Here is a 23586-nt window from a genome sequence, read left to right as displayed (position 1 = left end):
GGTGATGTCGTTGCCCGCCGCCGACGCCCAACCTGCTGACCTGCAGGAATGGGCCCGCCTGGAATGGCACATCGAGAACCGGCTGCACTGGGTCCGCGACGTGACCTTCCACGAGGACGCCCACCGGCCCGCACCGGCAACGGACCCGCCGTAGCAGCGGTTCTACGTAACACCGCCATCGGATTCCACCGCGGCAACGGCGAGACCAACATCGCCAGAGCCACCCGACGCGCCAACCGCCGCCCCCACGACCTGATCACCACCGTGACCAGCAGCTACCCGACTACGCAATGACCCTGCTCCCTCCGGCGCCTCCGCGGCCACCGTCAAGTTTGGCAGCCCCTGCGACGACAAGGATCCGCAAACCTACACGGCGGTCGTGGGAATCGGGAGCGGCAGTTGTTACCAGGATGCGATCACAGCGGCGTCGAGCACCTATGTCGAGCTTCGGTACAGCCCATGGTGCCGAACCGCGTGGGCGCGGCAGACAGGAAGTATCGGTTACATGAGCGGAGTTTTGGTCCAGAGCTACTACACCGACGGACGCCTGCGCGCGACGTACGACAAAATCCCCGGGTACGACGGACCGTGGTCCAGCATGGCGGACGACAAGGGCCTGTGGCCCGCGCTTGCTGGCATATCTACGACTCGGAGATCGATCAGGTCAACGACAAGAAGACCATCGTGTACTGCACCAGCAAGTACTGATTTTCCCGGCGAGCGTTCCGATGGCGTGTGCAGTCGTCGGGACATCCGACCGTCCAGGTCCGCACGGCCTACGGCGGATCCACCGCCAACCCGCCGGGCCGGTTGCGCTCCCATGGCTTGACCATACACTTCAAGTCTCTTGACGGGCATCGAGCAGTGGCTATGATTGGTATGACCTTGGGCTAGGGTCGCACCAATACTGCACGGGGGCACGAATTGGAATTCGCATTCCTTGGTCCATTAACAATCAAGTCAGGATCATTGACACTGTCGTACTCAGGGCCACGTAACAAGAGTCTCCTTGCGGCTCTGTTGCTCGACGTCAACCGGGCGGTCTCCGTCGACCGGTTGATCGACGTCGTCTGGGATCACCCCCCGGAGACCGCGCGCCAGCAGGTCCAGAACCGGATCGGCCGACTCCGCACCCTGCTTGCGCGAACGCCCGGCCAGGGGATCCGCAACGCCGGGGGTGGCTACCTGTTGGAGGTCCGCGAAGAGCAGGTCGACGGGCTCAGGTTCCGCCGGTTGTGCGCCGAAGCCGACCAGGCCCGACGACTCGGCGAACTCGATCGCGCAGCCGAACGTCTCCACAGCGGCCTCGGTCTCTGGCAGGGCTCCGCCTTCCAAGACGTCAACTCCCTGACGTTACGCGGAGACGTGATTGGATGGGAGGAGGCCCGACTGAATGCCGTCGAAAGCCTGGTGGAGGTCGAGTTCAGCCGACAGCGACACAGCAGCGTCATAGTCGACCTGCATAACTGGGTTCAGCGCTACCCGTACCACGAGGGTCTGCACTGCCGCTTGGCCGAGGCGCTCCACGCCGGATCACGCACGGGCGAGGCCCTGCGTGTGCTGCAGCAGCTGAGGCTCCGTCTCACCCGGGAACTCGGCCTCGACGCCTGCGCCGCCGTCCAGAGCCTCCAGTGTCGTCTGCTCCGAAGGACACCGGACGCGGATGAGCCCGCACAGGCGCGGGCCGTCCACTTGGCCTCGCCGAATACGACGCGGGTATCACGGCTGCTAGGGAGCGCCATCCCGTTCGCCTGAAGGAGAAGCTCGGGCGGCGGGCCGAAGGAATTCGCACAGCCCGCCGCCCGATCAGGGTCAAACTTCGTCTCAGTACTTGCCCGTCCACCAGGTGGTCGGGCCGGCCGAGGCCTCGGCCCGAGCGAGCAGGCCAGCGTCATTGACCATCAGCGTGTAGTAGGATCCAGCGAATCCGCTGTAGGAGGTCCGGACCGCGCCGCTGGTGTAGTAGCTCCTGACCGTCGGGTAGTAGAAGTCCGAGCTGACCCGGGCCCAGGCCGTCCGGCATCTCGGGCTGTACCGGAGTTCGAGGTTGATGCCATCGGTGTTCGTTTCGGGGGAAGTGGCATCGTCAGCGCAGTAGTGGTAGCAGGTGCTACAGCCACTGTAGTAAATCTTGAAAGTTGCGGGATTCTTGCCATCGCAGGTGGAGCCGCAGCCGGTCGCCAACAGTTCGGCATCCGAGATCATCGTCCCCTCCTGCGGGTCGAGGCTCTCGGGGGTGACCACGGCGGAGCCCTGCGTCATACCGTGCGGCATGGACGTCGCGGCACTCGCCGCCGGTGGCGCGATCACTCCGGCCGAGAGACAGAGCGCCAGCACGGCACCCAGCTGAACGATTCTTCTTCCGAGCAAGGTGTACCTCCCAAGACGTCAACTGCCGCAATGCTGCCCCGGGCTCTCACCGGCGATTCATCCTTCTCTCACCGGTACCGCACGAACGGCGGCAGAAAGCGGAACGGCGGCCGACGTTAGGTCCGGCCGCCGTTCACGATGTGGTCACCCCTCAGCTACTCCCGTGTGCGGGGTACGAGCGTGGGCAGGTTGCCGCCTCCGCCGGGACCCGGGCCGGTCGGGTTACCGCCTCCCGGATCGGTCGGAGTTTCGGGGGTATCGGGATTGCCAGGGTTGTTGCCGGGGCCAGGGTTGTTGCCGGGGCCCCGCCGGCAGAAGATGTCCAGCGGGTTACAGTTCGGCTCTTCGGGGGCGGGCGGCGGGGCCGGCTCGGTGCCGTTGCCGGCATCCTGGTCGCCCATCCCGGTGGCAGACGGCAGGCTCTCCCTGTCCTTGCCGTTCAGGGCCGCGTTCATGTACCGCTGCCAGATGGCACCGGGCAGCTTGGAGCCGCCGATGTCATTGCCGTCCTTGTCGATGATCTGGGGCTTCTTCGGGTCCCTGCTGCCCACCCAGACGGCGGTGGCGAGCTGCGGAGTGTACCCGACCATCCAGGCGTGCGCGTTGTGCCTGCTGTCGTACTCCCAGGTGCCGGTCTTGGCGGCGGCCTCCCGGCCGCCATCCAGGGACCGGTTGTTGGGACCGGGGATCTGCTTGAGAACGCCCGTCACCTCCTTGGCGACGTCGGCGCGGATCCGCTGCTGCGGCTTGAGCTTCTCGCTCGCGACCATCTCCCACTTGCCGGTGTCGACGTTCTGCTTCTCCACCTTGATTACGAAGTGGGCCTTGTTGTACTTGCCGTCGTTCGCGAGCGTCGCCAGCCCGTTGGCGTGGTCGAGCACTGTGACGGGGTACTGGCCGTAGCCAATCACGCGGTCGAACTTGCTGGGCGCGAGATCCTTCGGGTCGTTCTTGTTGAGGTCGTACGCCTTCGGCGGGTCGACGGTCCAGATCGTGGAAACGCCAGCCTGCTTGGCCATGTCCAGCACGGTCGACGGCTTGATCTTCTCGGTGACGTGGAAGAAGGGCACGTTGTACGACTGGATGGTGGAGAACTCCAGCGTGCACCACTTGCCACAGGTGCGGCTCACGTCCCGGCCAGCGTTCTGCACCGGGGAATCGAAGCCCTCAGGCTTGAACGGGGTGGCGTCCCAGTGCGACTTCACCGAGATGCCGGCGTTCACCGCCGCAGCCAGAGTGTAGACCTTGAACGACGAACCGGGCTGGTGCCCGCCGACGAGGTCGCCGTTCTTGTCGGTGTTCTTGCCGGCGTAGTCGAAGTCCGCGCCGCTGTCACCGCCGTAGTAGGCGAGCACGCGGCCGGAGTTCGGCTCGATCGAGACGACCGCCGCCATCAGGTTTTTGGGCTGGTCACTGAGCTCCGAGTTCTTCTTGGCCCGCATCGCGGTGTTCTCGGCAGCGGTCTGGAGCTTCGGGTCGATCGTGGTCTGGATGCGGTAGCCGCCGTCGCGCAGCGCGTCTACGCAGCTGATCTTGCCTGCCGCCCCACTGTCGGAGCAGATACCCCACTGCTCCATTTCCTGCCGCACATAGTTGATCACATTGCCGCGAGGGGTCGCCACGCCGAACGCCGTCGAGCCGGCCTTCTTCGGGCTGAGCGTCTTCGGGTACTCGGCGTCGGTGGGCCGCTGCGGCTTGTTCGGCGCGTTGATCCAGCCCTCGGCGGCCATGCCGTCGAGCACGTACGTCCACCGCGACTTGGCGTCGACCGGGTTGACGGCCGGGTCGTACCCCTTGTGGGTGTCGCTCGCGACCGGTTGCTTGATCAGCGCGGCAAGCACCGCGGCCTGGGCCACTGTGAGCTGCTTGGTTTGCACGCCGAAGTAGGTTTGAGCGGCGGCCTCGATGCCGTACGCGCCGCGCCCGAAGTAGATCACGTTCAGGTAGTGCTCCATGATCTCGGGCTTGCTGTACTTCTCGTTCAGCTTGGAGGCGAGGATCGCCTCCTTGACCTTCCGGGCGTACGAATCTTCCTTCAGGTTCTCGTAGGCGTTACGGGCGTACTGCTGGGTGATCGTCGAAGCACCTTGTTTGTCGCCGCCGGAGATGTTGTTCCAGGCCGCGCGGGCGATGCCCTTGTAGTCGACGCCGGAGTGCCGATAGAAGTTGCGGTCCTCGGCCGCGGCCACCGCATCCTGCACGTGCTGCGGGATTTCAGTAATCTTGACAAGCTGACGGTTCTCGCTGCCGAGCTTGGCCAGGACCGTCTTGTTGTCCTTCGCGTACACGGTCGTGGAGAGCGGCAGGGGGACCTGTGCGGGCAACACCACGGTCGTCGAGTAGTAGGTGAAGCCGACGACGCCGATGCCGGCGAGCATAATGAGGACTGCGAAGCCGGCGATCATGATGTTGATCCGGCGACGCTTCTTCGCCCGCGCGCTCGCGCCCGGGTCGCCCGCGCCCCGGCCGCTCCGTCCGCCGCTTGGGCGCCCCGGCCCCCCAGGGCCAGCGGGACCACCGGGGCCGCCAGAGACGGAAGCCACCCCGGCCCGGCCGACGGAGGCCCGGCCGGCGAGCCCGCCGACGGCCGCCGAGCCGACGCTGGCCCGGCCCGCCGGCGAGACGGGTGCCGGGGAGACCGGCACCGAGGCGCGGCCCGCGCCGGCCCGGCCGGCTGTCGGCCCGCCCGGGGCCGGGGAGACGGGCACCGAGGCGCGGCCAGGCACCGCGCGCCCGACCGAGGCCGAGCCCACCGACGCAGAGCCCACCGATGCCGAGCCGGAGGCGCCACCGGCACGCGGCGGCACGGGTGCGGAGCCGCCTACCGAGGCGCGGCCCCCTGCGGCCGGGCCGCGGGGCGGGACGGAGGCACGGCCCGGCTGCGCCGGAGCCTCTGACCAGCTACCACGGGCGTCGTCGCCGCGACGGTACGCGTCGGCCGAGCCCGCGCCGGGGTCGCCGTTGGCGCCCGGTATCTGGGCCCGCCCGCGCGAGGAGCTGGGATCGCCGTACGAGTTCATTCCTCACACCCTGCCGGTCGCGGTGGGACGCGGTCGCGCCGCCACCGGGTTGCCGTGAGCTGAAACACGCGACGCCTCCGCCCGAACGGGTCGGGCCGAGCGCATCACTTCCGGATCAATCGGACCTATCAGGCCAAAAAGCTGTCGGTCGTCCCGCCTCCTCCACACCGGACCAACCGAGTCAGCTGGATTCACCGTTGCGCCTCTCGCCTCCGCCGAATGGCCGGACCGGTGCCCGGGGCCGTGGCGGCCGAAGCACCGGCAGCGCCGGGACCCGCCCCGTCCTCCGCGCCATCAGCCAGCCCGTCCCGGCCCAGCAGGAACTGCTCGACGAGGTGGTTCCAGCCGCAACCGAGGCACACCTCCACCACGAAGACCTGGAACTCACTCAGCGTCATCGCGAGAACGGGCAACTCGGCAAGGGTACGCGCCTGCCCGGCGGACTGCTTGAGTTCGTCGCCGTAGATGTAGTGGACGTGGGTGAGGTTCTCGCTGCGGCAGATCGGGCAGCGCTCCTCGGTGGGTTCACCGTGGAAGCGGGCTGCGTTCTTGAGGTACGGCGATGCGTCGCAGACGTCGTACGTGCCGACCCGGCCGGCGAGCAGCTCACGCAGCACCGCTCGCTTCCGAAGCGAGTAGTCGACGACCTGGCGCTGCGTACGCATGCGGAGAAGGGTACGCGGTCCGGCCCGGCGAGGCGACCGCCGTCACATTCAGTGACCCCAGGAATTCGGCGTGGGGTTTGCCCTGATCCTGGGTGAGCCGCTAACGTGCGATGTATCGGACCGATACATCGCGGTGGTTGCACCTCCGCGTCGAGGTGAGAAGGGATGGCCCGTGCTCGATCTCGCCATCCTCGGCCTCCTCCAGGAGTCCCCGATGCACGGCTACGAGCTTCGCAAGGAGCTCACGGCCAAGCTGGGCGCGATCCGTGCGGCGATCAGCTACGGCTCGCTCTACCCGACCCTGCGCCGGTTGCAGGCGGCAGGGTGGATCACCGAAGCCGCCGAGACGCCCGCGACCGCCGAGGAGGTTCCCGCACTGACCAGCCGACGGGGCCGGGTGGTCTACAAGATCACTGCGGAGGGCAAGGAACGCTTCGCCCAGCTCATCGCACAGGCTGGTCCCGAGACGTACGACGACACGGGCTTCGGCATGCACTTCGCGTTCTTCGCCCGCACGGACCAGGCGACCCGGCTCCGCATCCTGGAGGGTCGCCGCCGCAAGATCGAGGAGCGTCGCGAAGGGCTTCGCGACGTGCTGGGCCGGGCGGCCGAGCGCCTCGACGCGTACACCCTGGAACTTCAGCGCCATGGCCTCGATGCCTGTGAGCGCGAGGTCCGCTGGCTGGAGGAGCTCATCGCCAACGAGCGCTCCGGCCGTGCCCCGACGGTCCCGGAGAGCGGGACAGCCGGCGGCCGACGAGATAACGACAGCCCGCCTCCGCCTGGAGAGTCCAGGAAAGAGCGGCCGTGATGAAGAAGAAGGAGGCAGACGCTATGGGCTCCGTCCGCGTCGCCATCGTCGGTGTGGGGAACTGCGCCTCGTCCCTCGTACAGGGCGTGGAGTACTACCGCAACGCCGACCCGAACGACCGCGTCCCGGGTCTCATGCACGTCACCTTCGGCGACTACCACGTCTCGGACGTGGAGTTCGTCGCGGCGTTCGACGTGGACGCCAAGAAGGTGGGCATGGACCTCGCGGAGGCGATCGTCGCCAGCGAAAACAACACGATCAAGCTCTGCGACGTGCCGCCGACCGGCGTCAGCGTGCAGCGCGGCCCGACCTTCGACGGCCTGGGCCAGTACTACCGCGAGATCGTCGAGGAGTCGGACGCCGAGCCGGTCGACGTGGCCAAGGCGCTGCGCGACGCCCAGGTCGACGTCGTCGTCTCCTACCTGCCGGTCGGCTCCGAGCAGGCCGACAAGTTCTACGCCCAGGCCGCGATCGACGCCGGCTGCGCGTTCGTCAACGCCCTGCCGGTCTTCATCGCCTCCGACCCCGAGTGGGCCAAGAAGTTCGAGGACGCGGGCCTGCCGATCGTCGGCGACGACATCAAGAGCCAGGTCGGGGCCACCATCGTGCACCGGGCCCTGGCGAAGCTCTTCGAGGACCGTGGGGTCGAGCTGCTGCGCACGTACCAGCTCAACTTCGGCGGCAACATGGACTTCATGAACATGCTGGAGCGCAACCGGCTGGTCTCGAAGAAGATCTCGAAGACCCAGTCCGTGACGTCCCAGATCCCGCACGAGATGGTCAAGAGCGACGTGCACATCGGCCCGTCGGACCACGTGCCGTGGCTCGACGACCGCAAGTGGGCGTACATCCGCCTGGAGGGCCGCTCCTTCGGCGACACCCCGCTCAACGCGGAGCTGAAGCTGGAGGTGTGGGACTCGCCGAACTCGGCCGGCGTCATCATCGACGCCGTCCGGGCCGCGAAGATCGCCCTGGACCGGAAGATCGGCGGCCCGATCCTGTCGGCCTCGTCGTACTTCATGAAGTCCCCGCCGGTGCAGTACGCCGACCACGACGCGCACGCCGCCGTCGAGGCGTTCATCGTCGGCGAGGTCGAGCGCTGACGCGCTGACCACGCAGCGGGCCGGTGCCCGCACCAGCACGGCGAGGGCCGGGTCCGTCGGGACCCGGCCCTCCGTGGTCGTTCAGGCCGGCAATCTCCGCCGGGACGCGGCCGCCGTCTCCGCGCTTCGACGCAGGCCGTAGCGGTCAGGACCAGGCCCGGCGCAGAGCGACGCCGGCCTCCAGCTCCAGCAGCTTCACCTTGCGGGGCAGGCCGCCGCCGAACCCGACCAGCTTCGCCCCCGCGCCCACGATCCGGTGGCAGGGGACGATCACGGGGGCCGGGTTGCGGTTGCAGGCCATGCCGACCGCCCGCGCCGCCCCCGGGTCCCCGACCACTCGGGCCACCTCGCCGTAGGTCGACGTCTCCCCGTACGGGATGCGGGTCATCTCCCGCCACACCGCGCGCTCGAACTCGGAGCCCCGGCGCACCGCCACCGGCACCGTGAACTCGGTCAGCTCCCCCGCGAAGTACGCCCGCAGCTCGGCCACGGCCCGGCCGGACAGCTCGTCGCCGGGGACCTCGACGGCCGTCTCCACCCGCCCGAAGTGCGCGCCACACACGGCGTCGTCTTCGGTGGCCACGGAGAACTCGCCGATCGGGGAGTCGAGCACAGTCCAACGCATGCCCCATCCTCCCCCGCCGGTGCGACACGCCCGCGATCCGCCCGCCCGGCGAGATCCTTGCCTCGAGCAGCCACGCCCGCAATGCGACATCGTCGCCGCGCTCGGCGGCCTGCCACACCCGAGCCTCGGCGCCGGCGTCGTCACCGAGCCGTCCCACCGCGTGCGCTGTGGCAGAATCGCCGGGCGCGGCTCAATGCAGATGTGAATGTCGTTCAGCGAGGGAGGGCCGTGGCGAAGTGAGTCGAGAAGGATGAGCTGCCGGCCGGGTCGGAACCGTAGGAGAAACGCTAGTGGGGTCGACTGCATCACACAGCCTGGGAAAATCGCTCCCCGGCTATGTGGCAGCCGCTCTCGGCCTCGCGGGTGTCTTGTATCGGGCGATACTGACGGCGCTGGACGTTCCGCCAGCCAATAGCGACGAGGGTACTGCCGGTCTGGCCGCCCTGCACATCGGAGAAGGCCGGCACTGGCCGACTTTCTTCTACGGCCAGGACTACATGGGCACCTTCTACTCCTATCTTGCGGCCCCCTTGATCCAGGCTCTCGGAACACACTGGTGGGTACTTCGTCTGCCGGCACTCGCAATGTATGCCGCCTTCCTTGTTCTCGTCTTCCGGCTGACGCGCACCCTCTACACTCCCTGGTTCGCCGTCTTCGTCATGGCGGTCATGGCGTTCGGGTCTGACCGGGTGGTCAAAGATCAGATCATCGGAGCCGGCGGCTATTCCGATGTGGCCACCGCTGCCGCCGGGCTCATGCTGGCATCTGCACTTCTGGCTCTCCAGCCGGACAAGCGGAAGACGACATACGCCGTTTGGGGCCTGCTGGCCGGTTACATCGTCTGGACCCACTGGCTTGCCCTGCCGTATGTTGCCGCTGCTGTGCTACTCGTGGCATGGGCGGGCCGATCAGAGCTGACGATGCGTCGGGCATCCCTGGCAGTTTCCGGATTCGTCCTCGGCGCAGCGCCGTTGATCTGGTTCAACCTTCGCTCCGACCACCCCAACTCGTTTTCGGTGTTGCTGTCTCTCAGTGGCACGACCGAGTCGGCCGCGTGGTCGGACAGGTTGCACGGTGCGGTCCTCCTCGGCCTTCCTCTCAGTTCCGGGATGTGCGCGCCGAGTCGCTGTGCGGCCTGGCAGATGTGGTGGGGGCCGGCCTACCTGATTCTGCTGGTAGTGGCAGCGATCATCGCCGTCGTGGCGATACGGCGAGCCGACGCCGGTGAACGTCGTCTGCATGCCGGTCGGCTTGCGCTCGTCGCCGGCGCCGCGATGACCCTGGCCGCGTATACCGCGAGTTCCTCGTCGGCGACGACCCCAGTCGAGAGCGCCCGCTACCTTCACTACGCGATGGTGTCGCTGCCGGCAGTTCTCTGGCCGCTGTGGATCGGCACGAGTTCCCTGGTCGGCAGGGTGGGGGCCAACATCTCCGACGGCAAGGGCGCACCCCAACGAAGTGTGGCCGGCCCGAGCAGGCGTGGCGTCGTCCTGGCCGTCGGCTGTACGGCACTCACCTGTGCGATCTTCGCTGGCCTACTGGTCGCTACCGGGCAGTTGATCGCCCACCGCCCCCACTACGCTGCTGAAGCCGACGATGAACAGCGACTCTTGGACCATCTGCGCGCAGGTGGCATCACGCACGTCTATTCCGGGTACTGGACGTGCAACCGGCTTGCCTACCGCAGTCGGGAGCAGGTCCGCTGCGCGGTCCTCGACGAGAACCTCACGCCCGGGTTCGACCGTTACCGACCGTATCGTAACCAGGTCCGGCAGTCGGAGCAGGTGGCCTACGTCCTGCCTGAATCAAGCGCCATGTCGGACAATTTCGCCCAATCTGCCCGTCCACCGGGGGTCGAAGTGGTTTCTCGACATGAGATCGCGGGCTACCAGATATACCTCTGCCGGCAGAGGCCGGAGCGGAACTGACCAAGCATCTCCGATGGGCTGGCAGGGTGTGATCGCGACTCAACAGGCGGGTGACCGGCGACGAGGTCCACGGCGCTGACTCTGCACCACGCCGGATGACCTTGCGCAGCGTCGATACCGTGCAGGTCGTGGCCACGGGAACGCTCATCTTTCTGATCATCGGCGGGGCGGGCGTCGGCGTGCTGGCGCTGGCCCTGCTCGGCACCGAGCTGTTCCAGTTCAGTCATCCCGGCGTCGACGGTCCGGTTGCCCTGGAGACGGTCGCCGGGTTCGTCGGCGCGTTCGGCTTCGGCGCGGCGATCGTCAACGAGCTGCTCGGTTCGCGTACCCCCGGGATGGTCGCGGCGGCGGTGGCCGGTGGCGCGGTCGCGGCGGTGCCCACGGCGTGGGTCGCGGCCCGGCTGAGCCGGGCGGCCCGCACCATGCGCACCGACCCCACGCCCACCCGCCACCACCTCGTCGGCGCGCTCGGCCTGGTCGTGACCCCGATCCCCGTGGACGGCTACGGCGAGGTCCGGGTCCGGGTCGCCGGCCAGCCGGTCAAGCTCAACGCCCGCGCCGCCCGGCCGATCGGGATGGGCGAACAGGTCTTCGTGGTGGAGGCCCTGAGCGAGACCAGCGTGCACGTCGAGACCTACTGACCTACCGAACCCCCCTCCCTTTTCGCAGAGCGGAAGTCGCATGCCCCTCCTCATCGCCATCGGCGGCGCGGTGCTCCTCGTCGTCGTCCTCATCCTGTTCGTGCTGTCCCGGATCAAGGTCGCCGGACCCAACGAGGCGTTCATCGTCACCGGCCGCAAGGGTCGGACCACCGAGACCGCCGACGGCGGTCGGTCCACCGACATGTCCGGCCAGAAGGTCGTCCTCGGCGCGTCGGTCTTCGTGCTGCCCGTGGTGCAGAAGCTCCAGTCGCTGGACCTGTCCAGCCGGCGCATCGACGTCGGCATCAAGGGCGCGGTGAGCAAGCAGGGCATCCGGGCCGAGCTGCACGGCGTCGCCATCGTCAAGGTCGGCGGCACCGAGGACGCGATCCGGGCCGCCGCGCAGCGCTTCCTGCACCAGCAGGACGAGATCGACAACTTCACCCGCGAGGTGCTCGCCGGCGCGCTCCGTTCGATCGTCGGCCGCCTCACCATCGAGGAGGTCATCCGGGACCGGGCGGCGTTCGCCAGCGCGGTGGCCGAGGAAGCCGAGCACTCGATGACCAACCAGGGGCTGGTGCTGGACACCTTCCAGCTCCAGGACATCGTGGCCGAGGGGTCGTACCTGCAGGACCTGGGGCGGCCGGAGGCGGCCCGGGTGCTCAAGGACGCCGCGATCGCCGAGGCCCGGGCCCGGCAGCAGGCCGAGCAGGAGCGGCTGCTCGCCGAGGAGGCCATCGCCGAGGCCAACCGGAACCTGTCGCTGAAGCAGGCCGCGATCCAGGCGGAGATCGACGCCGCGAAGGCCAAGTCGGCGGCGGCCGGCCCGCTCGCCCAGGCCGAACGGGACCAGGCGATCCTCTCCGAGCAGCAGAAGGTGGCCGAGCGCAACGCCGAGCTGAAGCAGCGTCAGCTCGACACCGAGGTGCGCAAGCCGGCCGACGCCGCCCGGTACAAGGTGGAGCAGGAGGCCGAGGCGGCCCGCAACGCGGCGGTGCTCAACGCCGACGCGCAGCGGCAGGCCACCATCGCCGCCGCGCAGGCCGTCGCCGAGCAGTCCCGGCTCACCGGTGAGGGCGAGCGGGCCCGCCGGGCCGCGCTGGCCGAGGCGAACGCCATCGAGGGCGCCAAGGAGGGCGAGGCCGAGCAGCGCCGGCGTTCCGCGATCGCCGAGGCGGTCGAGCGGGAGGGCCAGGCCGAGGCCGCGGCCATCCTGGCCCGGGGCCAGGCCGAGGCCGAGGCGATGGCCCGCAAGGCCGAGGCGTTCGCCGCGTACGGGGAGGCTGCGGTGCTGGACCTGCTGGTCCGGGTGCTGCCGCAGGTGGTCGAGGCCGCCAGCGCGCCGATCGGCGCGATCGACAAGCTGACGGTGATCTCCACCGACGGGGCGTCCTCGCTGACGAAGTCGGTGGCGAGCAACGTGGCGCAGGGCCTCCAGCTCGGCACCGACCTGACGGGCATCGACCTGGCCGGCCTGCTCGCCAAGCTCGGCGCGACGCGGAACGCCGACACCGACCGGGCCATGGTGGACGGGACCGCCGTCGACCGCTGATCCGCGAACACGAAACCGGCCGGGCCCGTCGCGGGTCCGGCCGGCTTTGCTTTCGGGTCCGGGAGAAAAGGCCGGCGCCCGCCGGACCGTCCCCGATGTGGGGGCGGTGCCGACGGGCGCCGGGTAGTGCGTGGTCTGTCAGGCGAGCGCGATGGTGAACTGCTCCCAGGAGCTGACCGAGGTGCTCTTGGCGATCAGCGGCTTGCTGCCGCCGCTGTCGGCCTTGACGATCAGGCTGTTCGCGTTCGCGTAAAGGTGGACGGTGCCGTCCGGGTGGTGCCAGCCGACGAAGAACGCCTCCCAGTCGCCGACCGAGCCGGCCTTCGCCAGCAGCGGCTGGGAGCCGCCGCTCTGCGCCGTCACGTACTTGTTGTTGACCAGCGCGCGGAGGGCGACCCAGCCGGAGCCGAGGTCGACCAGCTCGTACTTCTCCCACGCGCCGACCGAGGTGCTCCGGGCCAGCAGCGGCTTGCTGCCGGCGCCGTCGGCCGCCACGAACTTGCCGTTCGCCTTGGCCTTCACGCTGACGACCGGGTTCGGCGCCTCCAGGTCGAACTTCTCCCACGCGCCGATCGCGGTGCTCTTGGCGATCAGCGGCTTGCTGCCCGCGCCGTCGGCCGCCACGTACTTGCCGTTGACCTGCGCCTTGAGGCTGATGCTGCCGTCGGTGTTGTTGACGAGCTGGAACTTCTCCCACGCGCCGATCGCGGTGCTCTTGGCGATCAGCGGCTTGCTGCCCGCGCCGTCGGCCGCCACGTACTTGCCGTTGGCCTTCGACTTGAGGGCGACCAGGCCGGTGCCGGCGGAGACGACGTCGAACTTCTCCCACCCGCCGAGCTGCCAGCTGCGGGCGATCAGCGGCTTGGAGCCGCCGCTCTCGGCCACGACGAGGGAGTCGTTGACCCGGGCCCGTAGGCCGACGTTGGTGCGGGTCACCGGGGCCGCGCCGACGTGCGCGAGCCGGTCGATGCTGCCCGCCGGGCCGAGCACCGCGCCGGAGACGCCGTTGGTGACGACGGCGTTGCGCACCTGCTGCGGGCTCCAGCCCGGGTTCTGCGCGAGCAACTGCGCGGCGATGCCGGCCACGTGCGGCGCGGCCATCGACGTGCCGTTGCTCGTCGCCGTCGCGGCGGTGCCGCCGATCCAGGTCGAGATGATGCCGACGCCGGGGCCGAACGTGTCCAGGCAGGTCCCGTAGTTCGAGAAGCCGGCCATCATGTCGACCCGGTCGGTCGCGCCGACGGTGATGGCGGCCGGCGCGCGGGCCGGCGAGTACGCGCAGGCGTCGTCGGCCTCGTTGCCGGCGGCGACGACGTAGCTGATGCCCTTGCCGATGGAAATGGCGATCGCGTCGTCGAGTGCCGGGTCCACGTCCCCGCCGAGGCTCATGTTCGCCACCGCGGGCTTCTGGGCGTTGTTGGTCACCCAGTCGATCCCGGCGATGACCTCCTCGGTCGAGCCGAAGCCCGCGCAGTCGAGCACGCGGACCGCGACCAGGTCGACGTCCTTGGCGACGCCGTAGGTGGTGCCGCCCACGGTGCCCGCAACGTGGGTGCCGTGGCCGTTGCAGTCGGCGGCGTCGCCGCCGTCGATCGCGTCGACCCCGTAGCTGGCCCGGCCACCGAAGTCCTGGTGGTTGATGTTGATGCCGCTGTCGATGATGTACGCGGTGACGCCGCTCGACGACGGGTACGTGTAGGACTTGCTCAGCGCAGGGGTGGTCTGGTCGATCCGGTCCAGACCCCACGACGGCGGGTTGGTCTGGGTGCCGCTCGCCGAGTACCTGCGGACCGGCTCGACGTACGCGACGTCCGGGTCGGCCGCCAGCCGCTTCGCCTGGGCGGGGGTGAGCTGCGCGGAGTAGCCGCGCAGGGCCCCGGTGAAGACCTTCCGCACCGTGCCGCCGTTGGCCTTCGCCAGGGCCTTGACGGTGCTGCGGGTGGTGCTCGCGCCGGCCTTGCCGTTCTTCAGCTTCACGATGTAGCGGCCCGGCACGACGCCCCTGGCCGCGGCGTCGCGCGACTGCGACCGCTTCGGAGCGGTCAGGTTCGGCCGTACCGGGTTGCCGGCGGCGTCCAGGTTGGACGCTTCCGCTCCGGCCGTCTCCGGGCTGACCTGGGGGGTCGGGTCGGCCATCGCCGCGCTGGCGGTGGTGGCGCAGACGATAGAGGTCACGGAGGCGAGAGCGAGCCCGGCCACCGCTGAGCGGCGCAGTACGCCACGACGAATCAAAGAGATCTCCCCGTTGCAGGCATCGGCCATCCATCCCGGATGGCCGAGGAACAATGAATCCGGCCTCACACTGAGATGGACAGGAGGCCACGATGATGTTGCATCATCATGGACGGCGGCCGAGCCGAATCGCCTCAACCGATCGGTCGATACGCTGCCGTCGCGTCGTCAAATTCCCGACTCGACGGGCGGATCGGAGCCGCCGCGCCCCGACGCACTCCGCTATCAGCCGTCGATGCCCTGTTCCCGGGCCCAGCGCAGCAACTCCGCCTCGGCCTCGTCGCGGTCCAGCGGGCCGCGCTCCAGGCGCAGCTCCTTGAGGTGCTTCCAGGCCCGCCCCACCATCGGCCCCGGCGGCACGCCGAGCAGCTCCATGATGGCGTTGCCGTCCAGATCGGGGCGGACCCGGGCGAGGTCCTCCTCGGCGGCGATCCGGGCGATCCGCTCCTCCAGCGCGTCGTAGTCGGCCGCCAGGGCCGCCGCCTTGCGCCGGTTGCGGGTGGTGCAGTCCGAGCGGGTCAGCTTGTGCAGCCGGGCCAGCAGGTCGCCGGCGTCGGTGACGTACCGGCGCACCGCCGAGTCCGTCCACTCGCCCCGGCCGTACCCGTAGAAGCGCAGGTGCAGGCCGACCAGCTTGACCACCTGGGCGGTGACGTCCTTCGGGTACCGCATGGCCTTCATCCGGGCCTTGGTCAGCCGGGCGCCGACCACCTCGTGGTGGTGGAAGCTGACCCGGCCGTCCGACCCGACAGCCTTGGTGGCCGGCTTGCCGACGTCGTGCATGAGCGCGGCCATCCGCAGGACGAAGTCACACCCGTCGGTCTCGTACGACACGGCGTTGGCGACCACGGTCAGCGTGTGCTCGTAGACGTCCTTGTGCTGGGCGTGCTCGTCGATCTCCAGTTTGAGCCCGGTCAGCTCGGGCAGGAAGCGCTCGGCAAGACCGGTGTCGACCAGCAGCCGCAGGCCGGTGATCGGGTCCGCGCCGCAGAGCAGCTTGGTGAACTCGTCGCGGATCCGCTCCGCGGTGATCCGGTCGAGGTCGGCGGCCATCGCGGCCATCGCGGCGCGCACGTCGGGGTGCACGGCGAAGCGGAGCTGGGCGGTGAACCGGGCGGCCCGCAGCATCCGCAGCGGGTCGTCGCCGAACGACTCGGCGGGGGTGCCGGGGGTGCGGATCACCCGGGCCGCCAAGTCGTCGAGGCCCCCATGCGGATCGGTGAACCGGTGCTCGGGCAGGCTCACGGCCATCGCGTTGATGGTGAAGTCGCGGCGCCTGAGGTCCTCGGCGAGGCTGGTGCCGTACTCCACGATCGGGTTGCGGCTGACCTGGTCGTACGCCTCGGCGCGGAAGGTGGTGATCTCCAGCCGGAGCCCGTCGCGCTGGCAGCCGATGGTGCCGAACTCGCGCCCGGTCTCCCAGATCGACTCGGCCCAGCCCTTGACGATCCGCAGGGTCTGGTCGGGGTGGGCGTCGGTGCAGAAGTCGAGGTCGTCACCGAGGCGCCCGAGCAGGGCGTCGCGCACCGAACCGCCCACCAGGTGCAGCTCGCGGCCGGCGTCGGCGAACCGGCGGCCCAGCTCGTCGGCGACCGGGGAGACGCGGAGCAGTTCGGCGACGGCGTTGCGCTGCGCGGCGGTGAGCTCGCGGCTGTCGGCGGCGTGGGGTGCGGAGGCTTCGGACATGGGAGCGCCAGCCTATCGGGCCCGCCCGGGGCCTGGTCCGCCGGGCGCGGATGACAGGCGGTTGTTGACTATGGTCATGGGGTGCGGGCCGGTGCCCGGCTCCGACGTACCCGGGAGGCTGGAGATGAGCGGCGGTCTGTACCGCAGCGCGAACGCCGCGCAGGGCGGCGGCCGGCCCCCGGGCGACGACGCCACCTTCATCTCGGCGGAGCCGCTGAACCAGCCCTCGATCGAGTCGACCGCGCCGCCGCAGGAGCAGGTCGCGGAGGCCAGCGCCGCGACGAACAGCGCGGTGATGGCGGTCGGCAGCCTGGTCAGCCGGGGCACGGGCTTCCTGCGCACGCTGGCGCTCACCGCCGCGCTGGGTGGTGCGCTGGTCGGCGACGCGTACACCACGGCGCAGATCCTGCCGGGGATGGTCTACGAGTTCCTGCTCGGCGGCATCCTCACCAGCGTCCTGATCCCGGTGCTGGTCCGCCGCCGCAAGGCCGACGCGGACCAGGGGCAGGCGTACGCCCAGCGGCTGCTGACCCTCGCGGTGCTCACCCTGGCCGCCGCGGCGCTGCTCGCCGTCGTGGGCGCGTCGCTGCTGACCTCGCTGTACGCGAGCGACAAGTCCAGCGGCGACTACCAGAAGCTGGTCACCGCCCTGTCGTACCTGATGCTGCCGATGATCTTCTTCACCGGCCTCAGCGCGCTGATCAGCGCGGTGCTCAACACCCGGGGGCACTTCGCCGCCCCGATGTGGGCACCGATCCTGAACAACATCGTGGTGATCTCCACCGCCGGTATCTACATCGCCGTCTTCGGCGCGGAGATCGTCGAGCCGGAGGAGATGACCACCGGGCGGGTCCTGCTGATCGGCGGCGGCACCCTGCTCGGGGTGGCGGTCCAGGCGGCCGGGCTGCTGCCGGCCCTGCGCAAGGTGGGCTTCCGCTGGCGGCCGAGGTTCGACTTCCGGGCCCTGGGCCTGGGCGAGCTGGGCCGGCTCGGTGCCTGGATGTTCTGCTACGTGGCGGTCAGCCAGGTCGGCCTGATCGTCCTGTTCAACCTGCTCAACCGCGCCGGCCGGGAGAACGCCGCCGGCCCGCTGATCTACAACAACGTCTTCCTGCTGCTGATGATGGCGCACGGCATCATCGCCGTGTCGATCATCACGGCGCTGATGCCCCGGATGAGCGCCGCCGCCGCCGACGGCCGGTACGCCGACCTCGCCGCCGACCTGTCCCGGGGCACCCGGACGGTGACCGCGGTGCTCGCCCCCATCGCGGTCTGCTACGCGGTGCTCGCCGGCCCGCTGTCGGTGGCGCTGTTCCGCTACGGCGCGTTCAGCGACGAGAACGCCACCGCCACCTCGCTGGTCCTGCTGGTGGCCGCGCTGGCCCTGGTGCCGTTCGCGATCAGCCAGCTCTTCACCTTCGCCTTCTACGCGCTTCCGGACACCCGCACTCCGGCGCTGGTCAACATTCCGGTGGTGGCGCTGCGGATCGGCGTGCAGATCGGGCTCTTCGCCGCCTTCTCCGCCACCTTCGCGGCGGCCGGGATGATGATCGGCAACGCGGTTTCCTACCTCGCCGCCGCCGTGTTCTCCGCCATGCTGCTGCGGCCCCGGATCGGCCGGATCGGGCTCGGCGGAATCATGCGGACCCTCGGCAAGGTGCTGGTGGCCGCGCTGGGTGCCGCGCTGGCCGGCCTGCTCGTGGTCAACCTGCTGCCGGGCGGCGACACGCTGAGCTGGTTGCAGGCCGCCTTCCGGCTGGTTGTCGGGGGCGCGGTAATCGCCGGGACGTACCTCGGGCTGGCCATGGTGCTGCGGATCGGCGAGATCACCGAGGTGGTCGGAATGGTCCGCCGCCGCCTCGGCCGCTGACCGCGGCCCCGGGGCCACCCGATCGACCGGCCGCCGAACACGGAGTGTGACCAATGATCACCAGGCTGGGGATACCCCTGTGGATAACTCAGCGATTCGCCGGCCAGCAACCGTAAGGGCCTGTGGACAACCAACCGTAAAGCTGAGCATGGCGGTCCGTTCGGCGGGAATCCGGCGACGTCGCCCCCGGTCGCCACACCGGCGGGCCCCTGCAACGACTACTTGCCGTCAACCTCTAGATTGGCTAGTACATGTGCCAGCAACGCGGCTGACAACGGTCGTAACCGGACAAGCGCGGCCAGTCCCGGCACCTCAGCCGGGTACGCCGGGAAGATGACATGTCGGGGAGACCGGCAACCCGGGTAAGGTCGCTCTCGACGGGTACGGCTGACTCCGGCGCTCCGCGTCGACACCGTCGGCCGGTACTCAACAGGCAGAGCGGGAAGCCAGATGCCCAGCAGCGCGGGTCCATCGATCGACACGATCACCGAGGGAGGACGGGTGACCCAGGTCGGCGAGGGTCGGCAGGCGGAGGAGAGCGCTCCGCCGGTCATGACCTTCGGTGCTCCCACGGCCGGTGAGATCCTCGCCGAGCGGTACGAGCTGGTCGAGCACATCAACAACGACAGCGCGGGCCGGCTGGTCTGGCGCGGGGTCGACGTGGTGCTGCGCCGTCCGGTCGCGGTCGTGCTGCGCTACCCGGGCGGCGATTCGGCCACCGAGATGCTTCAGGCGGCCGTCGCGGCCAGCCGGGTGATCCACCCCAACCTGGTCGGCGTGTACGACGCGATCGACGAGGCCGAGCGGGCGTACGTGGTCCGCGAATGGGTGGACGGGCAGTCCCTGCGGGAGATGGTCGCCGACGGCCCCCTCGACCCGGGCCGGACGACGGCGATCGGCAACGCCGTGGCCAGCGCCCTGGCCGCCGTGCACGCCACCGGCATGGTGCACGGCAACGTGCACCCCGGCACGGTCATGATCAGCGACGAGGGCCGGGTGGTCCTGGCCGACGCCCGCACCGACGGCGCCGACAGCCAGGAGAACGACGTCCGCGCGATCGGCGGCATCCTCTACTTCGCCCTGACCGGGCACTGGCCGCACACCGAGGCCCCGCTGCACGGCGCCACCGCCGGGCACGGCCGGGCCGCGATCCCGGACGCCGTGCGGGACGCCAGCGGCGCGATCGCCGCGCCCCGCCAGGTCCGGGCCGGCGTGCCGGCCTACCTCGACGACCTCACCATGGACCTGCTCGATGCCGGGATCGCCCCGCCGCCGTCGGACGTGCTCTCGGCCGAGCTGGCCCGGCTGGACATCCCGGTGGAGGACGAGCCCTACCTGGAGCCCACCGGGCCGCTGCGGTTCGCCGCCGACAACGGGGACGAGCCGTCGCCGCTGGCCTCGGTCGGCGGGCGGAAGGTCGCCATCGGCATCGCCGGCCTGCTGGCGGTCGCCCTCGTCGGCCTACTCATCGGCATCAGCATCCTCGGCAACGACGACGAGACCCCGCAGACCGAGCCGGTCGCTCGGCCGTCCAGCAGCGCCCCGGCCGCCGAAGCCACCCCCGCCGCCGCGGTGCGCAAGCTGTCGGTGACCGAGGTCCGCATCGTCGACCCGGACAGCAGGCTCCGCGACGAGCTGGGCGGCGCCGAGAAGGTGATCGACGGCGACGAGGACGAGGGCTGGGACACCGACACCTACACCCAGTCGAACTTCGGCAACCGCAAGCGCGGCATGGGCGTCTGGATCGACCTCGGCGAGGAGCGCACCGTCAAGTCGGTGCAGGTGAGCCTCTCCGCGACCGGGGCCTCCGCCCAACTGTACGCGGGCACCATCGACCCGCCGCCCACGTCCTCGGGCGACAAGGAGCTGTTCGACAGCTACAAGAGGAACCCGATCGGGCAGCCCTTCGAGCAGCACGACGGCACCACGATGACCTTCAACGGCTTCGACGCCGACTCGAAGTACCGCTACCTGCTGTTCTGGATCACCGATCTGCCCTCGAACGACCGGGGCTACCAGGTCGGCGTCCAGGAAGTCACGGTCCAGGGGTCGTGAACCGGGGCCCGGCGACGGGGCACCGCACCGATCAGGCGCGGTGATGGACGGTCACGGCGAGCGCACGAGCGACCTCGACCTGCTGCGCGCCCACGTCGCCGGCGACCGGGACGCCTTCACCGAGCTGTTCCACCGGCACCGGGACCGGCTCTGGGCCGTGGCCCTGCGTACCATCGGCGACCGCGAGGAGGCCGCCGACGCCCTTCAGGACGCGCTGCTGTCCGCCCATCGGGCCGCAGCCCGATTCCGGGGCGACTCGGCGGTGACCACCTGGCTGCACCGGATCGTGACGAACGCCTGCCTGGACCGGATCCGCCGCCGGCAGGCGCACCCCACCGTCCCGCTGCCCGACGGCACGCACGGCGGCCCGTTCGCCGGCGGCCCGGAGCCGGCCGCTCCCGTCCAGGACCACGACACCGCCCTGGTGGTCCGGCAGGCGCTCGCCGAGCTGCCCGCCGAGCAGCGGGCGGCGCTGATCCTGTTCGACGTGCAGGGCTACCCCGTGGCCGAGGTCGCCCGCATCCTCGACGTGGCTGAGGGGACGGTCAAGAGCCGTTGCGCCCGGGGCCGCGCCCGACTCGCCGTGGCCCTCGGGCACCTACGTACGGGTGCCCTCCCCGACGACCCGGCCACCGACGCCACCGGCAGGTCGGGCCAGCCGCCCGGCCGGCCCGTACGGCTGGCCGCGCCACGCGCCGGCACCGACGGCTACGACGCCCCGGACGTGCCCGTCGTCACGCGGGGGAACCCCCGGCCGACCGACGGCGTCCGATCAGGGTCGGGGCATTCCCGGCACGTCGCCAACCAGGAGGAATCGTGACTGCTGGGGGGTTCAGGGAGGTCGACCACGACCTGCTCGCCGACTACCTCGGCGGCGCCCTGGACGGCACCCCGGACAAGGCGATGGTGGCCCGGCTGGTCGCCGAGGAACCGGCCTGGGCCGCAGCACACGACGCGCTGGTGCCGGCCCTGGCCCGGGTCGCCGACGCCCTCGCCGCCTGGGCCGAGCCGGCACCGCAGCTGCCGCCGGCCGTCGCCGACCGGATCGCCGCCGCGCTGGCCGGCGCCGGCCCCGGCACGCCGCCCCGCGCCACCGACCAACCGACCCGAGTGGAGCTCGCCGACCAGGTACGGGCCGGCCGGGTGCCCGCCCAGCCCGGCGGAGGCACGCGTTGGCCCGCCGGCGGCCCCCGCTCGACCAGCGGACGCCCCGGCCGCCGCGGGCGGCGCTGGGCCCGGCTCGCCGGGCCGGTGGCACTGGCGGCGGCCTCCGTCGTGGCCGTCGGGCTGGGGCTCAACCAGGTGGTCTCCGGGGGCAGCGACCAGAGCGACGGCGCGGCCGGGCAGGCGATCAGCGCCCAGGCGGAGGCGGGCGGCGCGTTCGCCCTCACCGGCGAGCCGCAGCGCTCGGGCACCGACTGGACGCCGGAGGCGCTGTCCGCCGACGACAGGCCACAAACCCAGGTCAGCAAGCCGGCCGAGTCGTCGTTCGGCGCAGGGCCGGACGCGCCGGCCCAGAGCGGCGGCGGTGACCGGCTGCCCGCCGCCGGGGGCCTGAATCGGCTCACCGGCAACACCGCCCTGGCCGACTGCCTCGCGGCGGTCAGCGCCGAGCACGGGGCCGGTCCGCTCACCGTCGACCTCGTCGACTACGCCCGTTTCCAGGGCAACCCGGCGCTGGTCCTACGCTTCGTCGACCCCTCCGGGGCGCGCTGGGCGTGGGTGAGCGGCCCGGAGTGTGGGGTGCCCGGGTCCGGTGCCGACACCCGCTACCAGACGCGGGTAGGGTGAGGCCGCGGTCCGCCGGGCGACCAGCGGGGCGGGCTGCGGCCGATTCACGAGTGCCGTTCTTCCACGTGACGTGACCCACGGATGCCCTGCTCGGGAATCCCCACTTCGTACGATGACGTTCTGCAAGTCAGTAGTCGGCGTCCGTGCGGCGTCGACGCTCCGACCGGCATCGGTGCGCGTGCCGATGGCGACCACACACATCGGGAGACGGCAGTGGACGAGGTCCGCAACCTGATCATCATCGGCTCCGGGCCGGCCGGTTACACGGCGGCGGTCTATGCCGCGCGCGCCAACCTCAAGCCCCTGGTCATCGAGGGCGTGCAGTCCGGTGGTGCGCTGATGACGACCACCGAGGTGGAGAACTTCCCCGGCTTCGCCGACGGCATCCTCGGCCCCGAGCTGATGGACAACATGCGCAAGCAGGCCGAGCGGTTCGGTGCCGAGTTCCTGACCGACGACGTGACCCGGGTCGAGCTGAAGGACACCGGCAGCATCGGCTCCGGCGCGGTGAGCACCGTGTGGGTCGGCGAGACCGCGTACCGGGCGAAGGCCGTCATCCTCTCCACCGGCTCGGCCTGGCGTCCGCTGGGCGTGCCGGGCGAGCAGAAGTACCTGGGCCATGGCGTCTCGTCCTGCGCCACCTGTGACGGCTTCTTCTTTCGCAACCAGCACATCGTGGTCGTCGGTGGCGGCGACTCGGCGATGGAGGAGGCCAGCTTCCTCACCCGGTTCGCCGAGTCGGTCACCATCATCCACCGGCGCGATTCGTTCCGCGCCAGCAAGATCATGGCCGAGCGGGCGCTGGGCAACGAGAAGATCAAGGTCGAGTGGAACTCGGTGGTCGAAGAGGTCCTCGGCGAGGACGGCAAGGTCACCGGCGTCCGTGTCCGCAACGTGCACAGCGGGGAGAGCAAGGTCCTCGACGTGACCGGCGTTTTCGTGGCGATCGGCCACGACCCGCGCAGCGAACTCTTCCGCGACCAGGTGGAGCTGGACGACGAGGGGTACGTCAAGGTGCAGGCCCCCAGCACCCGGACCAGCATCCCGGGCGTGTTCGCGGCCGGCGACGTGGTGGACCACACCTACCGGCAGGCCATCACCGCGGCCGGCACCGGCTGCGCCGCTGCCCTCGACGCCGAGCGCTTCATCGCCACTATCGAGGGCTGAGCCGTCGCGCCGGGGTTTCCCGGGCAGCACGCCGGTGTGCACTTAACGACTCGAAGGAACAAAACGTAGT

At 70.3% G+C, this 23586-nt stretch carries 17 protein-coding genes and 1 pseudogene; 12 read left to right on the top strand and 6 right to left on the bottom strand.

All coding sequences use genetic code 11. The annotated features are described in order from the left end of the window. Positions 1 to 355 precede the first annotated feature (355 nt). A pseudogene (locus tag E1258_RS35640) lies at positions 356 to 478 on the top strand (DUF2690 domain-containing protein); the annotation flags it as partial. A gap of 446 nt (positions 479 to 924) precedes the next feature. Then, positions 925 to 1755, top strand: a complete 831-nt coding sequence (locus tag E1258_RS02495) for an AfsR/SARP family transcriptional regulator (protein ID WP_132396410.1) — start codon at positions 925 to 927, stop codon at positions 1753 to 1755. A 69-nt stretch (positions 1756 to 1824) separates the two neighbouring features. Here the strand turns inward: E1258_RS02495 and E1258_RS02490 are convergent, their stop codons facing one another. From E1258_RS02490 to E1258_RS02480, 3 genes are all read right to left on the bottom strand, one after another. Further along, positions 1825 to 2337 (bottom strand): DUF2690 domain-containing protein, encoded by a 513-nt coding sequence (locus E1258_RS02490; RefSeq protein WP_132396408.1) that lies wholly within the window; start codon positions 2335 to 2337, stop codon positions 1825 to 1827. Positions 2338 to 2525: 188 nt separating this feature from the next. Continuing rightward, positions 2526 to 5390 carry a transglycosylase domain-containing protein gene (locus E1258_RS02485; RefSeq protein WP_132396406.1) on the bottom strand — a complete coding sequence of 955 codons (2865 nt, stop codon included), beginning with the start codon at positions 5388 to 5390 and terminating at the stop codon, positions 2526 to 2528. A gap of 191 nt (positions 5391 to 5581) precedes the next feature. Continuing rightward, positions 5582 to 6055, bottom strand: a complete 474-nt coding sequence (locus E1258_RS02480) for a DUF5318 domain-containing protein (protein WP_132396404.1) — start codon at positions 6053 to 6055, stop codon at positions 5582 to 5584. A 172-nt stretch (positions 6056 to 6227) separates the two neighbouring features. On the opposite strand from E1258_RS02480, the gene E1258_RS02475 reads away from it, so the two are divergent. Further along, the gene (locus tag E1258_RS02475; RefSeq protein ID WP_132396402.1) at positions 6228 to 6866 is read left to right on the top strand and encodes a PadR family transcriptional regulator; all 639 of its coding nucleotides are present in this window, start codon (positions 6228 to 6230) and stop codon (positions 6864 to 6866) included. A gap of 23 nt (positions 6867 to 6889) precedes the next feature. Continuing rightward, positions 6890 to 7969 carry an inositol-3-phosphate synthase gene (locus tag E1258_RS02470; RefSeq protein ID WP_132396400.1) on the top strand — a complete coding sequence of 360 codons (1080 nt, stop codon included), beginning with the start codon at positions 6890 to 6892 and terminating at the stop codon, positions 7967 to 7969. Between the two features lie 145 nt (positions 7970 to 8114). Here E1258_RS02470 and E1258_RS02465 read toward each other — a convergent pair whose 3' ends face one another. Next, on the bottom strand, positions 8115 to 8594 hold the full coding sequence (locus tag E1258_RS02465) for a methylated-DNA--[protein]-cysteine S-methyltransferase (protein ID WP_132396398.1): 480 nt from the start codon (positions 8592 to 8594) through the stop codon (positions 8115 to 8117). 338 nt (positions 8595 to 8932) lie between these two features. On the opposite strand from E1258_RS02465, the gene E1258_RS02460 reads away from it, so the two are divergent. The 3 genes from E1258_RS02460 to E1258_RS02450 all read left to right on the top strand — a co-directional run bounded on the left by E1258_RS02460 (position 8933) and on the right by E1258_RS02450 (position 12715). Beyond that, the gene (locus tag E1258_RS02460) at positions 8933 to 10522 is read left to right on the top strand and encodes a hypothetical protein (protein WP_132396396.1); all 1590 of its coding nucleotides are present in this window, start codon (positions 8933 to 8935) and stop codon (positions 10520 to 10522) included. Positions 10523 to 10617: 95 nt separating this feature from the next. Then, positions 10618 to 11163 carry a hypothetical protein gene (locus E1258_RS02455; protein ID WP_132396394.1) on the top strand — a complete coding sequence of 182 codons (546 nt, stop codon included), beginning with the start codon at positions 10618 to 10620 and terminating at the stop codon, positions 11161 to 11163. 40 nt (positions 11164 to 11203) lie between these two features. Continuing rightward, positions 11204 to 12715 (top strand): flotillin family protein, encoded by a 1512-nt coding sequence (locus E1258_RS02450; RefSeq protein ID WP_036373508.1) that lies wholly within the window; start codon positions 11204 to 11206, stop codon positions 12713 to 12715. Positions 12716 to 12853: 138 nt separating this feature from the next. Here E1258_RS02450 and E1258_RS02445 read toward each other — a convergent pair whose 3' ends face one another. Then, positions 12854 to 14947, bottom strand: coding sequence for a S8 family serine peptidase (locus E1258_RS02445; protein WP_305847260.1), 2094 nt, complete (start codon positions 14945 to 14947; stop codon positions 12854 to 12856). A gap of 225 nt (positions 14948 to 15172) precedes the next feature. Next, entirely contained in the window at positions 15173 to 16633 is a 1461-nt protein-coding gene (locus E1258_RS02440) for a CCA tRNA nucleotidyltransferase (RefSeq protein ID WP_132396392.1), read from the bottom strand. Positions 16634 to 16757: 124 nt separating this feature from the next. Between E1258_RS02440 and murJ the strand changes: the two genes are divergently transcribed. From murJ to trxB, 5 genes are all read left to right on the top strand, one after another. Next, on the top strand, positions 16758 to 18503 hold the full coding sequence (gene murJ, locus E1258_RS02435) for a murein biosynthesis integral membrane protein MurJ (protein ID WP_132396390.1): 1746 nt from the start codon (positions 16758 to 16760) through the stop codon (positions 18501 to 18503). A 450-nt stretch (positions 18504 to 18953) separates the two neighbouring features. Next, the gene (locus E1258_RS02430) at positions 18954 to 20558 is read left to right on the top strand and encodes a protein kinase family protein (RefSeq protein ID WP_132396388.1); all 1605 of its coding nucleotides are present in this window, start codon (positions 18954 to 18956) and stop codon (positions 20556 to 20558) included. Between the two features lie 43 nt (positions 20559 to 20601). After that, positions 20602 to 21378, top strand: coding sequence for an RNA polymerase sigma factor SigM (gene sigM / locus E1258_RS02425; protein ID WP_132396386.1), 777 nt, complete (start codon positions 20602 to 20604; stop codon positions 21376 to 21378). Then, positions 21375 to 22349, top strand: coding sequence for a hypothetical protein (locus E1258_RS02420; RefSeq protein ID WP_132396384.1), 975 nt, complete (start codon positions 21375 to 21377; stop codon positions 22347 to 22349). Before sigM ends, E1258_RS02420 begins: the two co-directional genes overlap by 4 nt. A 213-nt stretch (positions 22350 to 22562) precedes the next feature. After that, a complete protein-coding gene (gene trxB / locus E1258_RS02415; protein ID WP_132396382.1) occupies positions 22563 to 23516 on the top strand; it encodes a thioredoxin-disulfide reductase in 954 nt (317 codons plus the stop codon). The last annotated feature ends 70 nt before the right edge of the window (positions 23517 to 23586 follow it).

This window comes from Micromonospora sp. KC207, from assembly GCF_004348615.1.
Lineage (GTDB): Bacteria > Actinomycetota > Actinomycetes > Mycobacteriales > Micromonosporaceae > Micromonospora.
Note: the sequence above shows the minus strand (reverse complement) of the source record. Positions and strands in the feature narration are given on the sequence as shown.

Coding starts and splice junctions, on each gene's coding strand:
- murJ (WP_132396390.1), top strand. CDS start 16,758: ATGAGCGGCGGTCTGTACCGCAGCGCGAACGCCGCGCAGGGCGGCGGC.
- E1258_RS02465 (WP_132396398.1), bottom strand. CDS start 8,594: ATGCGTTGGACTGTGCTCGACTCCCCGATCGGCGAGTTCTCCGTGGCC.
- E1258_RS02485 (WP_132396406.1), bottom strand. CDS start 5,390: ATGAACTCGTACGGCGATCCCAGCTCCTCGCGCGGGCGGGCCCAGATA.
- E1258_RS02440 (WP_132396392.1), bottom strand. CDS start 16,633: ATGTCCGAAGCCTCCGCACCCCACGCCGCCGACAGCCGCGAGCTCACC.
- E1258_RS02430 (WP_132396388.1), top strand. CDS start 18,954: ATGCCCAGCAGCGCGGGTCCATCGATCGACACGATCACCGAGGGAGGA.
- E1258_RS02455 (WP_132396394.1), top strand. CDS start 10,618: ATGACCTTGCGCAGCGTCGATACCGTGCAGGTCGTGGCCACGGGAACG.
- sigM (WP_132396386.1), top strand. CDS start 20,602: ATGGACGGTCACGGCGAGCGCACGAGCGACCTCGACCTGCTGCGCGCC.
- E1258_RS02470 (WP_132396400.1), top strand. CDS start 6,890: ATGGGCTCCGTCCGCGTCGCCATCGTCGGTGTGGGGAACTGCGCCTCG.
- E1258_RS02480 (WP_132396404.1), bottom strand. CDS start 6,055: ATGCGTACGCAGCGCCAGGTCGTCGACTACTCGCTTCGGAAGCGAGCG.
- E1258_RS02450 (WP_036373508.1), top strand. CDS start 11,204: ATGCCCCTCCTCATCGCCATCGGCGGCGCGGTGCTCCTCGTCGTCGTC.